Consider the following 21,368-nt stretch of genomic DNA (forward strand, 5'->3'; position numbering starts at 1 on the left):
AATGAACAATTTTAGAGATTTTGCTGTTGATTTGAAAAATATATTGGACGTGGAAGATATAAAAATAGATGAACCAATGAAGGATCATACTTCTTTTAAAGTTGGAGGGCCTGCAGATATTCTGATAACTCCAAAAAATCCTGACGAAGTTTTGAATGCCTTAAAAATGTGCAAGGATAAAAATATTCCATATTACATAATGGGAAATGGATCCAATTTGCTCGTTAGAGATGGGGGAGTGCGCGGAGTCGTAATCAAGCTGACAAAATTGGACAGCATAGAAGTGCAGGATGAAAAACTTATAGTTGGCAGTGGTGCATCTCTTAAAGATGTTTCACAGGCAGCACTTGACAACAATTTGACAGGGTTTGAATTTGCATGCGGCATTCCCGGCAGTGTAGGTGGTGCTGTTACGATGAATGCAGGAGCTTATAATGGAGAAATATCCAATATAATAGATAATGTGATTGTGATAGATAACTATATAAAAATAAGAAATCTTGACCTGAAGCAGCTGGAACTGGCGTATAGAATGAGTTCCATACTGAAATATGGATATACGGTCCTGAAGGTTGTTTTTAAGCTTGAAAATGGAGAGCATGACAAGATTCAGGAGAGGATTGAGAGCTTGAATAGGAGAAGAAGGGAAAAACAGCCTCTTGAGTATCCATCGGCAGGGAGTACATTTAAAAGACCTGAAGGATATTTTGCAGCCAAGTTGATAGAGGACAGCGAATTGAAGGGAAAAAGTGTTGGAGGTGCGCAGGTTTCCGAAAAACATTCAGGTTTTATAATAAACAAGGGGAATGCCACTTCAAAGGACATATTGGATTTGATAAAGATAGTACAGAAGACTGTAAAGAAAAAGTTCGATGTAGATCTTTATACTGAGGTTAGAATTATAGGTGAAGATTAATTATTGAGGAGAGAATCTAATGGATTTATAGTTTAGATTCTCTGTTTTTTATAAAAATTTTTTATGATATAATTAATAAAGTAGTATTTATAAACGGGAGGGCTGACTATGAGATTTGTTATAGTAACAGGTTTGTCAGGAGCGGGTAAGACTCAGGCTGTAAGAAATCTAGAAGATTTAGGATATTTTTGTGTAGATAATCTTCCTCCTACTTTGATACCTAAATTTGCAGAGGCTTGCTATCAAACTGATGGTAAAATAGATAAAATAGCCCTAGTTATAGATATAAGGGGCGGACAGTTTTTTGATGATATATTTGAAAGCCTGAATTATTTGAAGAAGAGGGGCTACAAATATGAAATACTTTTTCTGGATGCTTCGGATGAAGTATTGGTGAAGAGATTTAAGGAATCCAGGAGAAAACATCCTCTGGCACCAGAAGGAAGAATACTAAATGGAATAAGAATGGAAAGAAACAGGCTCGGGGAACTGAAGGATAGGGCTGATAACATAATAGATACATCCAAATTGGCCACAAGAGAACTTCGTGAGAAAATAACAAATATATATTCAGAAGAGGGTCAGCTTGAAACGGAACTTATGATAACTGTACTTTCTTTTGGGTTCAAATATGGCCTTCCTGTGGATTCGGACCTGATATTTGATGTGAGATTTCTTCCTAATCCATTTTATATTTCTGAACTAAGAAAATATTCTGGTAATGATAAACTTGTAGTAGATTATATAATGGGATTCAAGCAGACTGTCGAATTTATAAATAAACTTTCAGACATGCTGGAATTCTTGATACCATATTACATTAAAGAAGGCAAGAGACAGTTGATTATATCTATAGGATGTACTGGAGGAAGACATAGATCTGTCACAATTGCCAATGCCATATATAAAAGACTGAAGGAAAATGGACATAAAGTCGGCATAGACCACAGGGATATCGAAGAGGATGTTAACAGAGGTGGTAAAAAACTATGAGAATTACGGGTTGGCTGAGACCTGGAATAAAAGTGAAAAGATGGATTATGCTTGGGGCCATGGGTGGGCTCTTTATAATATTCGGAGTAATTGAATTTGTAAACAGGAGATTTTACAGCATCTATTATATTTCTTTTTATGTTTTTTTAATTATATCCGGAATTTTTGTAGTATACATTTCTGTTACACAGGGAATGAGATCCATAATAGCTCTTATAAACAAAGGATATCTTAATGTTTCACTGAATTCAAGAAAACTTGAAAATTTGATATATGAAAAAAGGCTGCTTGTAAAAGGTCCTAAAATAGTTGCCATTGGTGGGGGAACAGGATTATCCACAATGTTAAGGGGACTTAAATACTATACTTCCAATATAACTGCCATAGTAACTGTTGGAGATGATGGAGGCGGTTCCGGGGACTTGAGGGAGGATCTTGGAATACTTCCTCCGGGAGATATAAGAAACTGTATTCTGGCACTTGCAGATACAGAACCATTGATGGAAGATCTGCTTCAATATAGATTTAAGGAAGGCAAGCTGAAAAATCAAAGTTTTGGAAATTTATTTCTGGCGGCCATGGATGGCATATCTTCAAATTTTGAGGAGGCTGTCCACAAGATGAGTTCCGTACTGGCAGTAACGGGTAAGGTTATGCCGGTTACACTTGACAATCTGTCATTAAAGGCTAGATATGAAGATGGAACTATGGCGGAAGGAGAGTCAAATATTCCTGAACAGGCAATAAAGCGAAATACAAGGATAGATAGAATTTTTATTGAACCGAAAGGTGCAAGAGCCCTAAAAGAGGCAATTGATGCCATAATGGAGGCGGATGCCGTTATTCTTGGCCCTGGAAGTCTATATACAAGTGTCATTCCCAATCTTTTAGTTAAAGGAATAGCTTCCGCCCTTCAAAAAACCAGGGGAATAAAAATATATATTTCAAATATAATGACTCAGCCGGGAGAAACAGATGGATTTTCTGTAGAGGATCATATAAAGGCTATTTACAAACACGGGGGAAATGGCATAATAGATTATGTAATTGTAAATGTAGGAAAAATAGATAAAAGTCTGGAAGGAAAGTACAAGGATGAAGAGTCCCATCTTGTAAAGATGAATGAGTCAGTTGTAAATAAACTGGGAGTAAAAGCTATAGAGGGAGATTTGATAAGTATTAAGAATGGACTTATAAGACACAACTCTGAAAGGCTGGCTTCTATTCTGATAGAAACCATTATGGACAAAAAACTTTTATTTGATAGAAGAAAAATAATTGAGTACTTCTACTTATCTGAAAGAATCAAGCAAAATAAAAAGCAATAGGCAGGAGATATATATGTCATTTTCAGTAAAAGTAAAAAATGAGATTTGCAGATATTCAAATATGAGCAGGGGGGAGGCTGTAGCTGAACTTTCAGCTATAATGAAGGTCAGTGGTACTCTATCCCTGGGTTCAAAAAGACAGTTCAGCTTTGGGGTAACTACGGAAAATCCTGCTATAGCAAGATTTATTTTTACGTTGTTAAAGGATAAATTCAATATACACACCCAAATAATAATGAAAAAAAATAATTCACTGAAAAAGAACAATATATATGTAGTATTGATTACAAACAACATGCAGGTAAAGAACCTACTTGTAGAAGTGGGGCTTCTTAGATCCGGTGAAAATATTTTCTCACTGAATTATACCATACCTAAAATTGTGTTTGAAAGTGATAAATATAAAAGGTCTTATATAAGGGGGGCTTTTTTAGGCGGAGGCAGCATAAGCAATCCCGAGAAAACATACCATCTTGAATTTGTAACCCACAATATTGATTATGCACGTGATCTGAGCAATCTGATTAACGGATATGATTTGAGTTCCAAAGTTATTCAAAGGAAAAGCAGTTTTATAGTATATTTGAAGGAAGGTGAGCAAATAGTAGATTTGCTTGGAATAATAGGTGCTCATTCATCTCTTCTGGAGCTGGAAAATGTTCGAATAATGAAGGAAATGAGAAACAACATCAACAGGCTTGTAAATTGTGAAACTGCCAATCTTAGTAAAACTGTAAATGCATCAGTAAGACAGACTGAAAGTATAAAGCTGATTGAAAGAGAAATTGGACTTCTTCGTCTTCCAAATAATTTAAGAGAGATTGCAGAATTAAGACTGCAGTATCCTGATGAATCCTTGAAGGAACTTGGTGAAATGTTAAATCCACCGGTAGGTAAATCAGGAGTAAATCACAGACTTAGGAGAATTGAAAAAATAGCAGAAGAACTCAGAAAAGAAGGAAGGTAGGAGCAGATTATGTCGAAGCATGAAGATGTAATAAAGTACATACTCTCACTGGATGTAGGTACGAAAATATCTGTCAGAAGCATAGCTAGTGATCTGGGAGTAAGTGACGGAACTGCATACAGGGCAATAAAGGATTCTGATACATTGGGAATTGTAACTACTATTCCAAGGGTGGGCACTGTAAGGATAGAAAAAGTAGAAAAGAAAAATGTAGAAGCACTTACCTATGGGAAGGTAATTAATGTTGTAGATGGAACGCTGCTTGGAGGAAAAGACGGAATATACAAGGTGCTCCACTATTTTGTAATAGGAGCTATGACTATAGATGCCATGAAGAAATATATAAAAAAGGATTGCTTGCTTATAGTCGGCAATAGAGAGGAAGCTCAGAGGCTTGCTCTTTTAAATGATTGCGGAGTTTTAATTACAGGGGGATTTGCATGCAGCGAAGAAATAAGGGAACTTGCAAATGAAAAGTGCCTTCCACTTATATCCACCACCTATGATACATTCACTGTTGCCAGCATGATAAACAAGGCTATTTCTGAGAATATGATCAAAAAGGATATACTGCTCATAGAAGATATTATGGAAAATAATCCTCAATACTTGGAGATTTCAGATAAAGTATCAAAATGGAGAGAAAATGTAGAGAAGACCCGGCATGAGAGATATCCCGTAGTGGATGATAAAAAAAGAGTGGTCGGTATAGTTACCTTAAAGGATATACCAAGCAGGACATCCGATGACGAGATGATAGGTAGAAAAATGCATAAAAATCCTATAACTCTGACTCCGAAAACTACAGTGGCTTATGCTGCACATATAATGGGCTGGGAGGGGATAGACCTATTCCCTGTAGTAAATGGAAAAACCCTGGTGGGGGTAGTTACCAAGGGAGATGTAATAAAAGCCCTGCAGTATATGGCAAGACAGCCGCAGTCAGGAGAAACTCTCGAAGATCTGCTTCTTAAGGAATTTGAATTTGAGACAAACAATCAAAGTATATATTTTCATGGCAAGATAACGCCGGAAATGCTGGATCCCATAGGCACGGCTTCATGGAGTTCACTCAACATGCTGCTTTCAACTATGGGAATTATGACACTTAGACAAAAAAACAATATAAATGTACTTGTGGACAGTATAAATACATATTTTATGAGACCTGTACAGATAGATAGTACTATAGACATATGTTCGAGCATAATAGATATAGGGAGGAATTCCTGCAAGGTTGAAATAGATATGTACAATGACAAAAAGGATATAGTTGGCAAATGTATTTTGTCAGCAAGGATAATAAGAAGATAAGGAGTAGGATAGTCAATGGATAAGAAAAGTATCCAATGGGTTAGTCTGCATCAGCATACTGAATATTCACTTCTGGATTCCTCTGCAAAAATTCCCGATTTGATAAAAAGAGCGAAGGAACTCGGCATGAAGAGCATAGCCATAACGGATCACGGGGTTATGTACGGCTGTGTAGACTTTTATAAGGAAGCTGTAGCTCAGGGAATAAAACCTATAATAGGCTGTGAAATATATGTATCCCAAAAGTCAATGCATGTAAAGAGGAACAATGGAGAAAATGAGAACTATCATCTGGTGCTTTTGGTGAAAAATGAAAGAGGATACAACAATTTAATGCAGATAGTATCTACAGCCTCCATAGAAGGTTTTTACTATAAACCTAGAGTTGATCATGAATACCTTGAGTCCCACAGTGACGGTCTTATTGCCTTAAGTGCCTGCTTGAGCGGGGAAGTCCAGTCGAATATACTCAAAGGAAATTTAAAGGGAGCTGAAAAAGCTGCAGAATTTTATAGAGATGCTTTTAAAGACGGATTTTATCTTGAGCTTCAGTATCATGGAATAGAGGACCAGCTTAAGATAAATAAACTTTTGAAGAAAATGTCAGCAGAACTGGGAATACCATTGGTTGCAACAAATGATGTTCATTATATAAACAGGGAAGATTACAGAGCTCATGATATATTGTTGTGTATACAGACGGGGAAAACTGTAGATGACGAAAACAGGATGAGATATCCTTCGGATCAGTTCTATTTAAAATCACCGGAGGAGATGTATGAGATGTTTTCTGATGTCCCGGAAGCATTGGAAAATACGGTGAAGATAGCTGAAGAATGCAATTTTGACTATGAGTTTCATAAATCAAAATTACCTAAGTTCGAACTGCCGGAAAATGTAGTTCCCTATGAATATATGAGAAATTTATGCTACGATGGATTAAAAAAACGATATGCCAGCATAACTGATGATTTAATAAACAGGCTTGAATACGAGCTTGGAGTAATAAAACAAATGGGATATGTGGACTATTTTCTCATAGTCTGGGATTTTATAAGATTTGCAAGACAAAATGGAATAATGACGGGACCTGGAAGGGGAAGTGGTGCAGGTTCAATAGTTGCATATACACTGGGAATAACTAAGATAGATCCAATAAAGTATAACCTCATATTTGAGCGCTTTTTGAATCCCGAAAGAGTATCCATGCCTGATATTGACAGTGATTTCTGTTATGAAAGGCGTGGTGAGGTAATAGATTATGTAGTAGAAAAGTATGGGAAAAACAACGTTTCACAGATTATAACTTTTGGAACTATGGCGGCAAGAGCATGTATAAGAGATGTGGGAAGAGCTATGAACTATCCTTATGGTGAAGTAGACAGGATAGCAAAGATGATACCAGCCATATTGAATATAACTATAGACAAGGCACTGGATATAAACCCTGAATTCAAGGAAGCCTATGATGGTGAACCCAGAACAAGAGAACTTATAGATGTGGCAAGATCCCTTGAAGGTCTTCCGAGGCATACTTCCACCCATGCTGCAGGAGTGGTAATAGCATCTCAGCCTCTTGTAAATTATGTACCCCTCCAAAAAAATGATGATAATGTAGTAACACAGTTTACAATGGGTACATTGGAGGAACTGGGGCTTCTAAAAATGGATTTTCTGGGGCTTCGTACCCTGACCGTACTTAGAGATGCAGTTGCAATGATAAGGCAGAATAGAAATGTAGAGATAGATCTGGATAATATAAATTATGATGACAAAGCTGTTTACAACATGATAGGAGAGGGAAAGACGGTAGGAGTATTTCAGCTTGAATCTCCCGGAATGACCGTATTCATGAAGGAATTGAAGCCTGATTCCCTGGAGGATATAATAGCAGGAATAAGCTTGTATAGACCGGGTCCCATGTCAGAAATACCAAAGTATATAAGAAATAAGAATAACCCTGATGATATAGAATACATAACTCCAGAGCTTGAACACATTCTTTCGGTAACCTATGGATGTATGGTATACCAGGAACAGGTAATGCAGATAGTAAGGGATCTTGCAGGATATTCCATGGGCAGAAGTGATCTTGTGAGACGTGCCATGTCCAAGAAAAAGCACCATGTAATGGAAGAAGAAAGGCACAATTTTGTATATGGAATAGTAGATGAAGCGGGTAAAGTTCTTGTTCCGGGATGTATAAGGAACGGGATATCAGATAAGATTGCAAATCAAATATTTGATTCCATGATAGATTTTGCATCCTATGCTTTTAACAAGTCACATGCCGCCGCATATGCAGTGGTTGCATTTCAGACGGCCTATTTGATGTATTATTATCCGGTAGAATTTACGGCAGCCATGCTCAACAGTGTAAAGGGTGACAGTGAAAAAGTTGCCTACTACATAAGATTTGCCAAGGATATAAATATAGATACGCTTCCGCCTGACATAAATGAAAGCTATGCAAAATTCACAGTTGAGAACAATAGTATAAGATTTGGGCTCTCTGCACTTAAAAATGTAGGAGAAAATGCAATAGACAGTATAGTGAAATCACGAAAAAAACACGAAAAATTTAAGGACCTTATGGATTTTTACAACAATATAGAAATAACGTCTGTAAACAAGAGGGTCATAGAGAGCTTGATCAAATCGGGGGCTTTTGACTGTTTCGGTGTATACAGGTCCCAGCTTATAGAAGTATATGAAAAACTGCTGGACAGTGCAAGTAATTCGAAAAAAAGGAATATAGACGGACAGGTGAGCCTTTTTTCAACCATAGATGACAGAAGTATCAGGATACACTACCCGAATATAAAGGAATTCAAAAAGAAGGATAAACTTGCAATGGAAAAGGAAATGACGGGACTTTACCTGTCAGGGCATCCGCTTGATGAATATGAAAAGACGCTGAAACTTCAAACAAGTGTAAAGGTTTCGGATATACTCATGGATAAGACACTTGAGGAGGGAATGCTTTCGGAAGCCAAAGTCAAGGATGGAGACAAAGTTATAATTGGAGGAATATTGGTTGAAGTTTCCAAAAAAATAACAAAGAATAATGACATGATGGCGTTTGCCAGGCTGGAGGATTTGTATGCTTCCATAGATATAATAATATTTCCGAAGACTTTTCAGAAGTTCAAGAACTTCATTTATGAGGACTCCATGCTCATCGTAAAGGGCAGGGTAAGTGTCAGAGAAGAAGAAGAGCCAAAGGTTTTATGTGAGACTTTGGAGCCGCTTGTAAGAATTGACACTGAAAAATTATATATTTTGATAGAGAATGAGGTAGAATTGAAAGATGCCACTTTGAAATTTAAATCCATTATAGAAGGATATAAGGGGAATATTCCTGTATATATATGTATAAAACATGGAAGAAAGAAATTCAGATTGAGCAGTGAATTGTGGATCAAGGATGAGGAGAATGTTATTGACGATATAAGAAATATTTTTGGAGAAAAAAATGTAAAACTGATCTGAATAATTTAAAAAACTAATGGTTAAAATTTTAAGTAGAGAAAGTAAAATAGCCTTATAATGTAGTATAATTTATGTTATAATAAATTTTATAAGATGATTGAAAATGAGCGTGATTATTATAATACGTGTGGGACAAAAATGTCCCTGTGGTCATGGGAGGTATAAATGTATGAGAACAATAGCTGTATTAACAAGTGGTGGAGATGCTCCTGGTATGAATGCCGCTATAAGGGCAGTTGTAAGAGCAGGATTAGATAAAAAATTTAATGTGATGGGTATACTTAGAGGATATAGCGGACTGATAAGCGGTGAAATAATACCAATGGACAGGAAGAGTGTGGCAGATATAATTCAAAGAGGCGGAACAATTTTAAGAACTGCACGCTGTGAAGAATTTAAAACGGAAGAAGGAAGAAAAAGAGGAGCCAATATACTTAAAACTTTTGGTATAGATGGATTGGTTGTAATTGGAGGAGATGGTTCTTTTAGAGGAGCCCAGCTGTTATCAAAACTCGGCATAGATACTATAGGAATACCTGGAACTATAGATAATGATCTGGCTTATACGGATTATAGTATAGGTTTTGATACTGCTACAAATACTGTACTTGATGCCATAAATAAGTTAAGAGATACTTCCACATCACATGAAAGGGTAAGTATAGTTGAAGTCATGGGAAGAAACTGTGGAGATATTGCCCTTTATTGTGGACTGGCAGGAGGAGCTGAAAATATAATTATTCCTGAAAAAGGATATGAGCAGGATAAACTTTGCAGAACCATACTTGAAGGGAAAATGAATGGTAAGATGCATAATTTAATAGTACTTGCAGAAGGAATTGGCGGGGCAGAAGAACTTGCAAAGCATGTTGAAGAAATAACAGGAATAGAGACAAGGGCTACAAAGCTTGGACATATTCAAAGAGGTGGAAGCCCGACATGTCAGGATAGAATTTTAGCTTCAAGGTTTGCTTTTAGAGCTGTAGAACTGTTGGAAGAAGGCAAGTCATCAAGAGTTGTGGGAATTAGAGGAGGAAAAATAGTAGATTTTGATATTGATGAAGCTTTAGAACAAACCAAACAATTTGATGACAAATTGTTTGAAATAGCCAATGCATTATCATAATAGTTTTCTGATATTAATAAAAATTATTGTTTAAGGAGAGTAATTATGCAAAAGACTAAGATGATTTTTACAATAGGACCTGCTAGCGATACGGAAGAAGTAGTGTCAAAACTTATTGAAGCTGGTATGAGTGCTTCAAGACATAACTTTTCTCATGGAAACCATGAGGAACACAGAGAAAGAATAAATATGATAAAAAAGCTTAGAAAAAAGTATAATAAGTCTATAGCAATTATATTGGATACAAAAGGACCTGAAATAAGAACCGGAGATTTTAATAAGGATAAGATTGAATTAGAAGAAGGACAGAAATTCACAGTATATTGCGGCGAAGAAATTGTAGGTGACAATACAAAATGTTATATAACCTATGATGGGCTTTGTAAAGATGTAAAAAAAGGTGACAGCATACTTATAGATGATGGATTAGTAGGTATGGAAGTAGAAAGTGTAGATGGAAACAAAATTAACTGCATAGTCAAGAACAGCGGTGTAGTCAGCAATCATAAAGGAGTTAATGTACCGGGTGTTGCTATCAATCTTCCAGCTACTACTAAAAAAGATGAAGAAGACTTGAAATTTGGATGCGAAGTTGGAGTGGATATTATATCGGCATCTTTTATAAGAAAGGCTTCAGATGTTTTGACTATAAGAAAGATTCTTGAATCCAACGGTGGAAAGGACATACAGATATTTTCCAAAGTGGAGAGCCAGGAAGGTGTAGACAATATAGATGAAATAATAAAATTTTCTGATGGAATAATGGTGGCAAGAGGAGATATGGGAGTTGAAATCCCAATAGAAAAAGTTCCACTGATTCAGAAAACTATAATTGCAAAATGCAACAAGGCAGGCAAACCTGTTATAACAGCTACACAGATGCTTGATTCAATGATAAGAAATCCAAGACCAACAAGAGCAGAAGCATCTGATATAGCAAATGCTATATTTGATGGAACGGATGCAATAATGCTCAGTGGAGAGTCTGCAAATGGAAAGTACCCTGTAGAAGCAGCTCAGACCATGGCAAGAATAGCACAGTCTGCAGAGGAAAAAATCAATTATGAAGAATTACTTGAAAAAAAGAAAGAAGCTCATATACAAAATGTTGCAAATGCTATCAGTTATGCAGCATGTGCAACTGCTTCCGAGTTAAAGGCAACTGCCATAATTACTGCTACCCAAAGCGGTCATACTGCTAGAATGGTTTCTAAATACAGATCATCTTGCCCGGTTATTGCGGTAACTCCAAATGAAGGTGTTGCAAGAAGTCTGGCTTTAAATTGGGGAGTATTTCCCATACTTTCAAAGAAATTTGACTCTACAGATGAGTTGATAGAAAGTTCCGTACAGATATCCTTGAATACAGGCTATGTAAAAAAAGGTGATCTGGTAGTAATAGCTGCCGGCATACCTGTAAGCTATTCAGGTACTACAAATATGCTGAAAGTTCATGTAGTAGGTGATATATTGGTTAGAGGTACAGGCGCTGGAAGCAGACCTGGATATGGAACTGTAAGAATAGTCAATAGTCCAAAACAGGCAGAAGAAGTTGTGGAGAAGGATGACATACTGGTAGTTAAAAATTTAAGCAAGGATTATATATCTGTGCTTGACAGAGTTGCAGGAGTCATAGCTGAAGATGGAGGACTTACCTCACATATGGCAATTGAATGTATAACCAATGAAATTCCTATTATATGCAGGGCAGGTGGTGCTACTGGCGTACTAAAAACCGGTGCATTTATAACCATGGATGCCACAAGAGGGATTGTCTATAACGGCAGAACGAATATTATGTAGTCTTGAACTTATTAAGAGATGATTTTAATTGACGTTAAAATTGTCTCTTGTTTATTTTGTTAACTTAAATTTAACAAATGTTCCTTGAAATATTATATGAAATTAATGTATAATTAAATAATATATGGATAGAATTATTTAATAAGAAAAAAAGGCAACTGATTCTATATTTCTGCACCTTCACAATAGGTGCTATTTTTTTGGATAATTTATAGATTGGGTAGGTGTTAACTATTGAAAAATTTGGTGGAAAAGAATAAGGAATATATTATAAATATAGATAATATGGGATACGATGGGAGTGGAGTAGGCAGAATAAATGGATTTACCATATTTGTAGAGGGTGCTTTGACCGGTGAAAAGGTAAGAATAAAAGTAGTGAAGGTGAAGAGTAATTTTGCTTTTGGAAAGGTACTTGAAATAATTGAGTCATCTAAATACAGGAGGGAGCCTGTCTGCAGCATATATAAAAGATGCGGGGGATGCCAGCTCCAGCATATTTCTTATGAAGGACAGTTGAAATTCAAGAAAAAGAGAGTTGAAGATTCTCTTGAGAGAATAGGAAAACTTGATCTGACGGATGTAAAAATACATGACACCATAGGCATGAAGGTACCATACAGATATAGGAATAAGGTGCAACTGCCTGTAGAAAGAAGTAGAGGAGAAATAAATATCGGATTCTATGTCAGAAGAACTCATGATATTATAAATATGGACTGCTGCTATATACAAAATGAGACTGCAGACAAAGTAGCTGAACTTTTTAGGCAATGGTTAGCGTCATATAACGTATCATGTTATGATGAATCGGCTAAAAAAGAAGGTATAAGGCATATAGTCATTAGAAAGGCTTTTTCAACTGGTGAAGTGATGATTATAATTGTAACTTCATCTGCAGATATACTACATAAAGATGAATTGATAAAGTCGATGTGTCAGAATATAAATGGATTGAAGAGCATAATTCAAAATATAAATAGTTCCAAAACTAATGTGGTATTGGGTAAGGAAAATATAACTCTTTGGGGCAGTGATACTATAAATGACTATATCGGAAATTTCAGGTTCAGTATATCACCGCTTGCTTTTTTTCAGGTAAATCCTGTCCAGACGGAGGCTCTCTACAATAAAGTGCTGGAATATGCAGAACTAAAAGGAAATGAAACTGTATTCGATGCATACTGTGGAACGGGAACCATATCACTGTTCTTATCCTGCAGGGCAAAAAAGGTTTATGGAGTAGAGGTGGTTGAGCAGGCCATAGAGAATGCAAAAAAGAATGCATTGGACAATAAAGTGGACAATGTGGAATTCATAGTTGGAAAATCAGAAGCAGTTATACCTGATCTGGTAGACAGTGGTATAAAGGCGGATGTAGTTGTAGTTGATCCACCAAGAAAGGGATGTGACAGAACTCTTCTCGCTTCAATTGCAAAGATGTGTCCCGGGAAAATAGTATATGTTTCCTGCGATCCTGGAACGCTTGCAAGAGATCTTGGGATTATGGAGGAACTTGGATACAGGACAGTGGAAGTTCAGACTGTTGATATGTTTTGTCAAACTGCACCTGTGGAGTGTGTTGTGAAGCTAGTGGCATCTGAACTTAGCTGAAAGCCCGCATTACGAAGAGTAGCGGAGTAATGTGTTCCTTTATATCATTTATAGATTTAACTCCATAAAAAGTCGACTTGGATTTAAAATCTTGTACAGAATATATAATCTGACCTTTAAAATTATTAACAACATTTTCCTTATACTTTTAGTATAAACTTTAGTTATGCAAAATAAAAATTAAATATGGCTCACTATTCCTAGTTTTAATGTTAGAATGATGGTGCCAAAGATCCAGGTTGTTTCATATTATGTAAATTGATGAACATTATTAGTTCATTAATATAAAAACAGAGGAGTATAAAATGGTAAAAAGAAGTTATAAATTAAAACCTGATAAGCAAGATATGAGGGACAAAATTTATTATGCTTCTACTATAAAACAAATTTCAAGTCTTCCCAAAACAGTAGATCTCAGAAAATATATGTCGCCAATAGTAGATCAAGGAGAGCTGGGAAGTTGTACGGCTAATGCCATTGTTTCAGGACTGCGAGAGTATCTCGAAAATATATCAAATGAACCATATAAACAACTAAGCCGTTTATATTTATATTGGTGGGAAAGGTTTATAGAAGATACTGTAAATGAAGATAGCGGGGCTTATATTAGAGATGGGATGAAAGTTCTTAAACAACTTGGAGCATCTTTTGAAACCGACTATCCTTATGGTACTAGCAAATTCACAGATGAGCCAACCCCAAGGGCTGTATTAAATGGTGTATCATATACAATTGAAGAATATAAACGAGTAAAAAATTTAGATACCTTAAAAATAGCTCTAGCTGAAAAATTACCAGTAGTAACAGGGATAAAAGTATATTCAAGCTTTGAATCAGATGATGTTGCAAATACTGGAATAGTTCCAATACCAGATATATCTAAAGAACAATTGTTAGGTGGACATGCGATATTAGCAGTTGGATATAATGATAATAAAAATCAAGTTATTATGCGTAATTCTTGGGGAGAAGATTGGGGAGACAAAGGATATTTTTACCTTCCTTATGAATATTTCACTGACCCTAATAATTATGTTACAGATATGTGGACTGGAAAGTAGTTTTAATTTAAAATAAATTAAGAGCTTTGGAGAGATCCGGAGCTCTTTTATTTTTACTTCAAGGGAAAATATGGTAAAATTAAAGTATAAAGATGAATTTTATAAATTAGGAGATGTATTAATGTTATATTTAAATTATTTAAGTGGAATAATTATGATTATTGTCGGAGGTGTATGTAAGGTATATCCGCCTAAGCATATAAATCATTCTTTAGGTTATAGAACACCATTTGCAATGAAAAATATTAATACATGGAATGAAGCTAATAAATTTGCTGGCATGGTTCTTGTGTGTGTCGGAATAATATCTTTATTGATAACTACATTTTTCATTGCACTGGGTGAAGTTAATAGCAGCACACCAGCAAAAATATCTGTTATTTTGCTTATAATTTCTATACCGTACACATGCAAAAAAATAATTGAATAGTTTTATTGGATGTATTCTATTTAACTAAGTATTAATATGATTTTAACAGAATAAAGATAAAATAAAATTGCAAATAGTAAAAGTTTGCCGCAATAATCCCTATATGTATAGTAAGCATTTTATGATAGCGCTTCGGATGCTTACTTTTTTTTATCCATATAATATTTGCACGCAAGCAATTGAAAATTAAAGCTTATTAAGCAGGTTAGAGTATCAAAAAGACTGGTACTTGTTGCCAAATTTTTATTTTAGCAGGATATTGTTATTATTTATAGAAGTTTAATAGATATAAAGATTGAGGAGGAAATAATGTATATGGATAAAGAAGATTTAAAGCAAGAAATATTAGACATATTAGAAAAACATAATTATATAAGTGGGTTGAGCGAATGCCAAATGGCTACTTTAAAATTCCTTTTAAAAATAGATGACGCTTCCCTAATTTATGATGCTTTATGTGAACTTCAAGAAGAGGATAAGGTGATAAAAAGTTTTGAGCAATTTGCTGGTAATCCGAATCAGAAAATTAATACATCAAGATGGTATTTGAAACAACAGGGGAAAGAAAAACATAAGAGCACAGATTAATTTGTATGTAAAAATAACCCTGGTACAAGGACTCTTTTTACATACAAAACAAATGATGTATAAAATATATAACTCCAGCTTAATTTCAAGCTGGAGTTAATTTTACATGAATTTTAATTATTTTTTACAATTATATACTGATCCATTGCAAAGAGATTGGATAAGTTTTGAGCAATTGTAATTTGCGCCATTAGTAGTTACACAATTATTTGATTTTATTGATTTACAGGCTGTATTATAAGCTGCACAAGTTTTATTGTTTATAGTGCTTGCATGAACTGTTGCAGCTATACCTGTATTTAAGAATAACGGTGCTGCGATTATCATAGATGAAAGTAATTTATGTTTTATTTTTAACATTTTAAATCCTCCTAAATTTTGTTATTTTGTTTTTAGCTCATTTTTATATTAATGTCATTGAAATGAGTTTTAAAGTACAACTAATAACTTATGCTTATCAGCTCCTTAATTATATTTTGGGGAATTTAGGCTTGTATATATTCTAACAGTATTTAAGAGTTATATCATTATTAAATTAATGGTAATAGTAGTATTAATTTAGTTAAAAAGAAACTCATTTATTTTCTGGAATAATTAAACTTACATGAATCTGTAATGGCAGCCAGACAATTGGTTAGAGTTGTATATTTTAACTAAATATATCCTTCTCAGATAAAATAAGTTTGCTTTATACGTTAATATGTGTTAACATAAATTCATAGCTTAAATGATTGGTGATTAATTTAAATGAAAATATGTTTCAATGGGTACTTATGCTTATAATATGTATGTTATGAAATTTTATTTGATAGGTTTGTTACAAATAGTTTAAGAAATAAAATTTTAGGAGGTACTTATTATAATGACAGGTACAGTTAAATGGTTTAATGGAGAAAAAGGATTTGGATTTATTACAGGAGAAAATGGAGAAGATATTTTTGCACATTTTTCACAAATAAATTCAGATGGTTATAAGACACTTGATGAAGGTCAAAAAGTTTCTTATGATGAAGGTAAGGGACAAAAGGGACCACAAGCAGAAAATATAACAGTTCTTTAATCAGTGAATATTTTATTCCTTAGATAGTTTTCTGTCTAAGGAATTTTTTAAAATTATTGTACTATTGATAAGATAATGTCATAAATTTTTCTTTGAAAATTAAATAGTATAGTGTATAATAAATTCATTATAGCTTGGCTTCCAAGCTATTTTAGGTGATGGGGTTCACCTTTAACTGCAGTATGCTGATGACTCCTGTATTAAAATAAAAATTACTATTTTAGGGGGGAATGAAAGTGCAGAGATTACTGTATGTTGGAATTGGTGGACTTATTGGTTCATGTCTAAGATATGTTATATCGATAAATTCACCTAAATTATTTGGAGGACCACTACCATATGGAACATTAATTGTGAATGTAGTTGGAGGAATTTTAATAGGTTTTATAATGCAGTTAAGCATAACAACTGATTTGATTTCTCCAAATTTAAGATTGTTTCTTACAACTGGGATGATGGGAGGACTTACCACATTTTCTACTTTTAGTTATGAAACTATAGCTTTTCTCAGTGGGAGCAAATATCTACTGGGAATTCTGAATATTTCTCTAAATTTGTTTTTAAGCCTTTTTGGAGTTATAGCAGGCAAGTATCTGGCAAATATAATTTGACAACAAGTAATGTGGTATAAAAACGCCGTATTATTCCCTTGAATAATACGGCATTTTTATAGTAGCCGGGTATTTGCAATATATTGTTTTTACTGAACTGTTTTGCCAGCATAACCTTGTATGCTGTAAATAGCTTGCTTCAACTGTGTATTTTCCGCCTGAGCTGCTGCAAGCTCCTGCTGTATTTTTGCAACCTGTGCATTCTTTTCTGCTTCTGCAGGAGTAGAATGTCCAAGGTCATTGACTGCTTCCTGGATAAAATCATCAATTAGCTTTTTTTGATTATCCGTTGGGGCTATGCCTATTTCTTTAAGTGCATCATATACGGTTTGCTGTGCGGCTTTGAATTTCTCTTCATTGTTAGTTAAACTTCCTGCGTGATAGAGTTGTTCAGCTGCTTTTACCCCTGCTGCTGCCTTTTTTTCAATCCAGTCTACAAGTGTTGCTGCGGATTTTAAAGCTGGAATGGCCTTTGCCGCCTGGATAAGTGGTTCTGCCGCCTGAAGTACATCACCTGTGGTATTGAGTATTTCTTCCGTATTGATTTTCTTATTTTTCAGATAAGGTACCAGTCCAAAAATTGCACCAATTACGCCTACTAGAATGCCGCCTATTGCTATAATATCATTTATATTAACCATTTTTTATTTACCTCCATGTTTTTTGTCTGAGTTATTGACTTAATATATAATATAATATTTTTCAGACTGCGATCTTGTTCCAGAAATAAAAGAAGTATGGCGGGAAAAGAGGCTGGGTGTAATTTATCGCAAAAATTATGTATAATATAAATATGTATTTTAGCAGATTTAGGCAAGTCCTAATGGATTTGCTCTTGTGTAACAAATATAATTTAAGGAGGATTGAACATATGTATTGTGTTAGAAAAGTAGAAGAAGATCTTTATTGGGTTGGAGGTAATGATCATAGGCTTGCCCTATTTGAAAATATTCACCCGATTCCAAGGGGAGTTTCCTATAATTCTTATGTACTTTTAGATGAAAAGACTGTACTTTTTGATACAGCAGACTGGGCAGTTTGTCGCCAATTCCTTGAAAATGTGGAAGCAGTTCTTCATGGCAGGACTTTGGACTATATGGTAATCAACCATGTAGAACCAGACCATGCAGACAGCATTAATGAGATTCTTCTTCGTTATCCTGAGGTAAAAATCATATGCACACAAAAAGCATCTACAATTATGAAGCAGTTCGGCTTCAAGGTAGATGATAAGGTAATTGAAGTCAAAGAAGGTGATACGCAGTCTTTTGGAAAACATAAAGTTGCATTTGTAACTGCTCCCATGGTGCATTGGCCGGAAGTTATGGTTACATATGATACTACCAGTGGTGTATTGTTTTCTGCCGATGCATTTGGTACCTTTGGTGCATTGGACGGCAAACTGTTTAATGATGAGATGGACTTTGACAGAGACTGGCTGGAAGATGCCAGAAGGTATTATACAAATATTGTAGGCAAATATGGACCTCAAGTTCAGACACTTCTCAAGAAAGCCAGTAAACTGGATATCAAGACTATTTGTCCACTGCATGGACCGGTATGGCGTAATAACCTGGGATATTTTATTGAAAAGTATGACAAGTGGAGCAGTTATGAACCTGAGGAAAAAGGTGTAATGATAGTTTATGGGTCAATGTATGGAAGTACAGAGGCTGCGGCGTCCAATCTGGCGGCAAGGCTGGTGGAGAAAGGAATACACAATCTAGTTATGTATGATGTTTCAAAAACACATGTATCCTATTTGATCTCCGAAACATTCAAATACAGCCATATAGTACTTGCATCTGTAACATATAATATGAACATTTATCCACCAATGCTCAACTATATTATGGATATGAAGGCATTGAACCTTCAAAAACGTACTTTTGCTATTATAGAAAATGGATCATGGGCTCCTCAGTCAGGTAAATTGATTAGGGAACTTCTTGGTGGAATGAAAGATATGAACATCCTGGATAAAGGTGTGTCATTGAAATCCAGTATGAAGGAAAATGACATAAGTTCAGTGGAAGATCTTTCAGAGAGTATTATACAGTCAATAAAATAATTCTAGAAAGTGTAAGTAATTATATGACGGCTCATGTGTAAAAATCATGAGCCTGTTTTTTACTCATCTGCAATTCTGCTTGATTTTATGTTTTCTATAGCTTGTCTTATTTTATTTTCGTTCTGAACAAGAGCAAAACGAACAAATCCTTCACCATGTTCTCCAAAGCTGATGCCGGGAACTACTATTACACCTGTTCTTTCCATAAGGGCGAAAGTAAATTCCATGGATGATGTGTACCTGCCGGGAACAGGAGCCCATACAAACATGCTTCCACCTGTGCTGTCAATATGCCAGCCAATCTCACACAGTCCATTTATCAACAAATTTCTTCTCTTCATATAGGTATCCTTCACAAATTTCACATAATCCTGTGAACCTTCAAGTGCTTCGACAGCCGCTTTTTGAAAAGGGAGAAACATGCCGTAATCAATATGTGACTTAAGTACTTTTAGCTGTTTTATTACTTCCCGATTTCCAAGGGCAAAAGCTATTCTGCAGCCGGGTATACTGTAGGTTTTTGACAGGGAATTGAATTCAACTCCTATATCTTTTGCACCTGGTATTGATAAAAAACTGATACCCTCTGAACCGTCAAATACGAGTTCACTATATGCATTGTCATGAAGTACAAGTATATTGTATTTTTTTGCAAACTCAACTAACCTTATGTAGAAAGAACGGGGCGCGGAAGCAGCAGTTGGATTATTCGGATAGGATATGACCATAAGTTTGGCCTTCTTAGCTGTTTCACTATCTATTTTATCGAAGTCTACAAGGTATTTATTTTCTTTCAGTAACGGCATTTTAACTATTTTTGCACCTGCGAGATAAGGTCCAACACTGAATATGGGGTATCCTGGATCTGGTGTAAGTACAATATCGCCTTCATCTATGAGTGAAAGAGACAGCTGTGCGAAACCACTCTGGGAACCAAGAAGTGATGTTATCTCATCTTTTTCAAGATTAACACCATATCTTCTCATATACCACTTTTTAACCGAATTTATTAGTTCATCCGTATCATTTACAGCATATACGTAATTCTCTGGCTTTTTGGCTTCTTCTGCCAGGGCTTCTATTATATTGGGTGCAGGTGGTATATCAGGAGTACCTATGCTGAAATCGATTATTTCTTTTCCCTGGGATTGTAGCTCCTGTTTTTTGAGATTCAACTGTGAAAATATAGCTGAAGTAAGTTTTCCTGTTCTTTTAGAAGAAATCATTATTAATCCTCCCCATAATTGTTGTTTTTATTAATATTATAGCATTAAAAGCAGTTTTAAGATTCTATGGTATAATTATTGTATTCAGATTTTAAAACTTATAGGTGAATTAGGAGAAAAAGTCATGGGAAATAAATTTTATGCAGTACGGAAGGGAAGAAAGACGGGAATTTGTACAACGTGGGATGAATGCAGAAAATATGTTAAAGGGTATTCTGGTGCCGAATATAAAAGCTTTACCGACAAAAAGGAAGCGGAATCCTATTTAAACGGGAGGACATATCGGGATTGTCAAAATAGAGTTGAAAATACATGTACTGAAACTGAAGCTGTCGCCTATGTAGATGGAAGTTTCAACAGTGAAACAAAAGAATTTTCCTATGGAGCTGTTGTATTCTGGAAAGACAGTGAATATCATTTTTCAGATAAATTTAACGACAGTAAATTGGCGGAAATGCACAATGTTGCAGGGGAGTTGAAGGGTTCTGAAAGGGCAATGGAATTTGCACTGGAAAATAAAATAAATAAGTTGGTTATCTATCATGACTATGAAGGAATAGCCAAATGGTGCACAGGTGAATGGAAGACAAAAAAAGAGGGAACCAGGGCTTATAAAGACTTTTATGACAGTATAAGTCAAAAGATAAAGATAGAGTTTGTAAAAGTCAAGGGACATTCGGGCGATAAATACAATGATCTGGCAGATAAACTTGCAAAAAAAGCCATATTTAAGTAAATCTCATGGTAGTATTTTTATAAAATTTAAAG

The 21,368-nt window shown here is 35.2% G+C and carries 19 protein-coding genes and 1 riboswitch; of the genes, 16 read left to right on the forward strand and 3 right to left on the reverse strand.

Annotated elements, in window-relative coordinates; translation table 11 throughout:
* The first annotated feature begins 1 nt into the window (after position 1).
* The 12 genes from murB to LKE46_RS16960 all read left to right on the forward strand — a co-directional run bounded on the left by murB (position 2) and on the right by LKE46_RS16960 (position 15,632).
* Entirely contained in the window at positions 2–916 is a 915-nt protein-coding gene (gene murB, locus LKE46_RS16905; RefSeq protein ID WP_291725146.1) for a UDP-N-acetylmuramate dehydrogenase, read from the forward strand.
* Between the two features lie 108 nt (positions 917–1,024).
* On the forward strand, positions 1,025–1,909 hold the full coding sequence (gene rapZ / locus LKE46_RS16910; protein WP_291725149.1) for an RNase adapter RapZ: 885 nt from the start codon (positions 1,025–1,027) through the stop codon (positions 1,907–1,909).
* On the forward strand, positions 1,906–3,237 hold the full coding sequence (locus LKE46_RS16915; protein ID WP_291725152.1) for a gluconeogenesis factor YvcK family protein: 1,332 nt from the start codon (positions 1,906–1,908) through the stop codon (positions 3,235–3,237). Before rapZ ends, LKE46_RS16915 begins: the two co-directional genes overlap by 4 nt.
* A gap of 13 nt (positions 3,238–3,250) precedes the next feature.
* Positions 3,251–4,204 carry a DNA-binding protein WhiA gene (gene whiA / locus LKE46_RS16920; RefSeq protein WP_291725155.1) on the forward strand — a complete coding sequence of 318 codons (954 nt, stop codon included), beginning with the start codon at positions 3,251–3,253 and terminating at the stop codon, positions 4,202–4,204.
* A 9-nt stretch (positions 4,205–4,213) separates the two neighbouring features.
* Positions 4,214–5,518, forward strand: a complete 1,305-nt coding sequence (locus LKE46_RS16925; RefSeq protein ID WP_291725157.1) for a DRTGG domain-containing protein — start codon at positions 4,214–4,216, stop codon at positions 5,516–5,518.
* A gap of 15 nt (positions 5,519–5,533) precedes the next feature.
* Entirely contained in the window at positions 5,534–9,010 is a 3,477-nt protein-coding gene (locus LKE46_RS16930; protein ID WP_291725162.1) for a DNA polymerase III subunit alpha, read from the forward strand.
* A gap of 169 nt (positions 9,011–9,179) precedes the next feature.
* Positions 9,180–10,136, forward strand: coding sequence for a 6-phosphofructokinase (gene pfkA, locus LKE46_RS16935; protein ID WP_291725164.1), 957 nt, complete (start codon positions 9,180–9,182; stop codon positions 10,134–10,136).
* Between the two features lie 45 nt (positions 10,137–10,181).
* The gene (gene pyk / locus LKE46_RS16940) at positions 10,182–11,939 is read left to right on the forward strand and encodes a pyruvate kinase (protein ID WP_291725166.1); all 1,758 of its coding nucleotides are present in this window, start codon (positions 10,182–10,184) and stop codon (positions 11,937–11,939) included.
* A 234-nt stretch (positions 11,940–12,173) separates the two neighbouring features.
* A complete protein-coding gene (gene rlmD / locus LKE46_RS16945) occupies positions 12,174–13,553 on the forward strand; it encodes a 23S rRNA (uracil(1939)-C(5))-methyltransferase RlmD (RefSeq protein WP_291725169.1) in 1,380 nt (459 codons plus the stop codon).
* A 305-nt stretch (positions 13,554–13,858) separates the two neighbouring features.
* Positions 13,859–14,614 (forward strand): C1 family peptidase, encoded by a 756-nt coding sequence (locus tag LKE46_RS16950; RefSeq protein ID WP_291725172.1) that lies wholly within the window; start codon positions 13,859–13,861, stop codon positions 14,612–14,614.
* Between the two features lie 70 nt (positions 14,615–14,684).
* Positions 14,685–15,044, forward strand: a complete 360-nt coding sequence (locus tag LKE46_RS16955; protein ID WP_291725175.1) for an SdpI family protein — start codon at positions 14,685–14,687, stop codon at positions 15,042–15,044.
* A 315-nt stretch (positions 15,045–15,359) separates the two neighbouring features.
* Positions 15,360–15,632: a hypothetical protein gene (locus tag LKE46_RS16960; protein WP_291725178.1), complete on the forward strand. Its 273-nt coding sequence runs from the start codon at positions 15,360–15,362 to the stop codon at positions 15,630–15,632.
* Between the two features lie 117 nt (positions 15,633–15,749).
* Here the strand turns inward: LKE46_RS16960 and LKE46_RS16965 are convergent, their stop codons facing one another.
* Positions 15,750–15,992, reverse strand: coding sequence for a hypothetical protein (locus tag LKE46_RS16965; RefSeq protein ID WP_291725181.1), 243 nt, complete (start codon positions 15,990–15,992; stop codon positions 15,750–15,752).
* Between the two features lie 502 nt (positions 15,993–16,494).
* On the opposite strand from LKE46_RS16965, the gene LKE46_RS16970 reads away from it, so the two are divergent.
* Together LKE46_RS16970 and crcB are read left to right on the forward strand one after the other, a co-directional pair.
* Positions 16,495–16,692: a cold-shock protein gene (locus LKE46_RS16970; protein ID WP_291725184.1), complete on the forward strand. Its 198-nt coding sequence runs from the start codon at positions 16,495–16,497 to the stop codon at positions 16,690–16,692.
* 145 nt (positions 16,693–16,837) lie between these two features.
* Positions 16,838–16,897: riboswitch (Fluoride riboswitch) on the forward strand.
* A gap of 25 nt (positions 16,898–16,922) precedes the next feature.
* Complete coding sequence (gene crcB, locus LKE46_RS16975; RefSeq protein WP_434735201.1) at positions 16,923–17,303, forward strand: fluoride efflux transporter CrcB; 381 nt, start codon at positions 16,923–16,925, stop codon at positions 17,301–17,303.
* 89 nt (positions 17,304–17,392) lie between these two features.
* On the opposite strand, the gene LKE46_RS16980 is transcribed toward crcB, so the two are convergent.
* Positions 17,393–17,944, reverse strand: a complete 552-nt coding sequence (locus tag LKE46_RS16980; RefSeq protein ID WP_291725190.1) for a phage holin, LLH family — start codon at positions 17,942–17,944, stop codon at positions 17,393–17,395.
* Between the two features lie 230 nt (positions 17,945–18,174).
* Between LKE46_RS16980 and LKE46_RS16985 the strand changes: the two genes are divergently transcribed.
* Complete coding sequence (locus LKE46_RS16985) at positions 18,175–19,374, forward strand: FprA family A-type flavoprotein (protein WP_291725193.1); 1,200 nt, start codon at positions 18,175–18,177, stop codon at positions 19,372–19,374.
* 59 nt (positions 19,375–19,433) lie between these two features.
* Here LKE46_RS16985 and LKE46_RS16990 read toward each other — a convergent pair whose 3' ends face one another.
* The gene (locus LKE46_RS16990) at positions 19,434–20,600 is read right to left on the reverse strand and encodes an aminotransferase class I/II-fold pyridoxal phosphate-dependent enzyme (RefSeq protein ID WP_291725196.1); all 1,167 of its coding nucleotides are present in this window, start codon (positions 20,598–20,600) and stop codon (positions 19,434–19,436) included.
* A 124-nt stretch (positions 20,601–20,724) separates the two neighbouring features.
* Between LKE46_RS16990 and LKE46_RS16995 the strand changes: the two genes are divergently transcribed.
* Positions 20,725–21,336, forward strand: coding sequence for a ribonuclease H family protein (locus tag LKE46_RS16995; protein ID WP_291725199.1), 612 nt, complete (start codon positions 20,725–20,727; stop codon positions 21,334–21,336).
* Positions 21,337–21,368 lie beyond the last annotated feature (32 nt).

Origin of the sequence: Clostridium sp. (assembly GCF_022482905.1) — a bacterium.
GTDB lineage: Bacteria > Bacillota > Clostridia > Clostridiales > Clostridiaceae > Clostridium_B.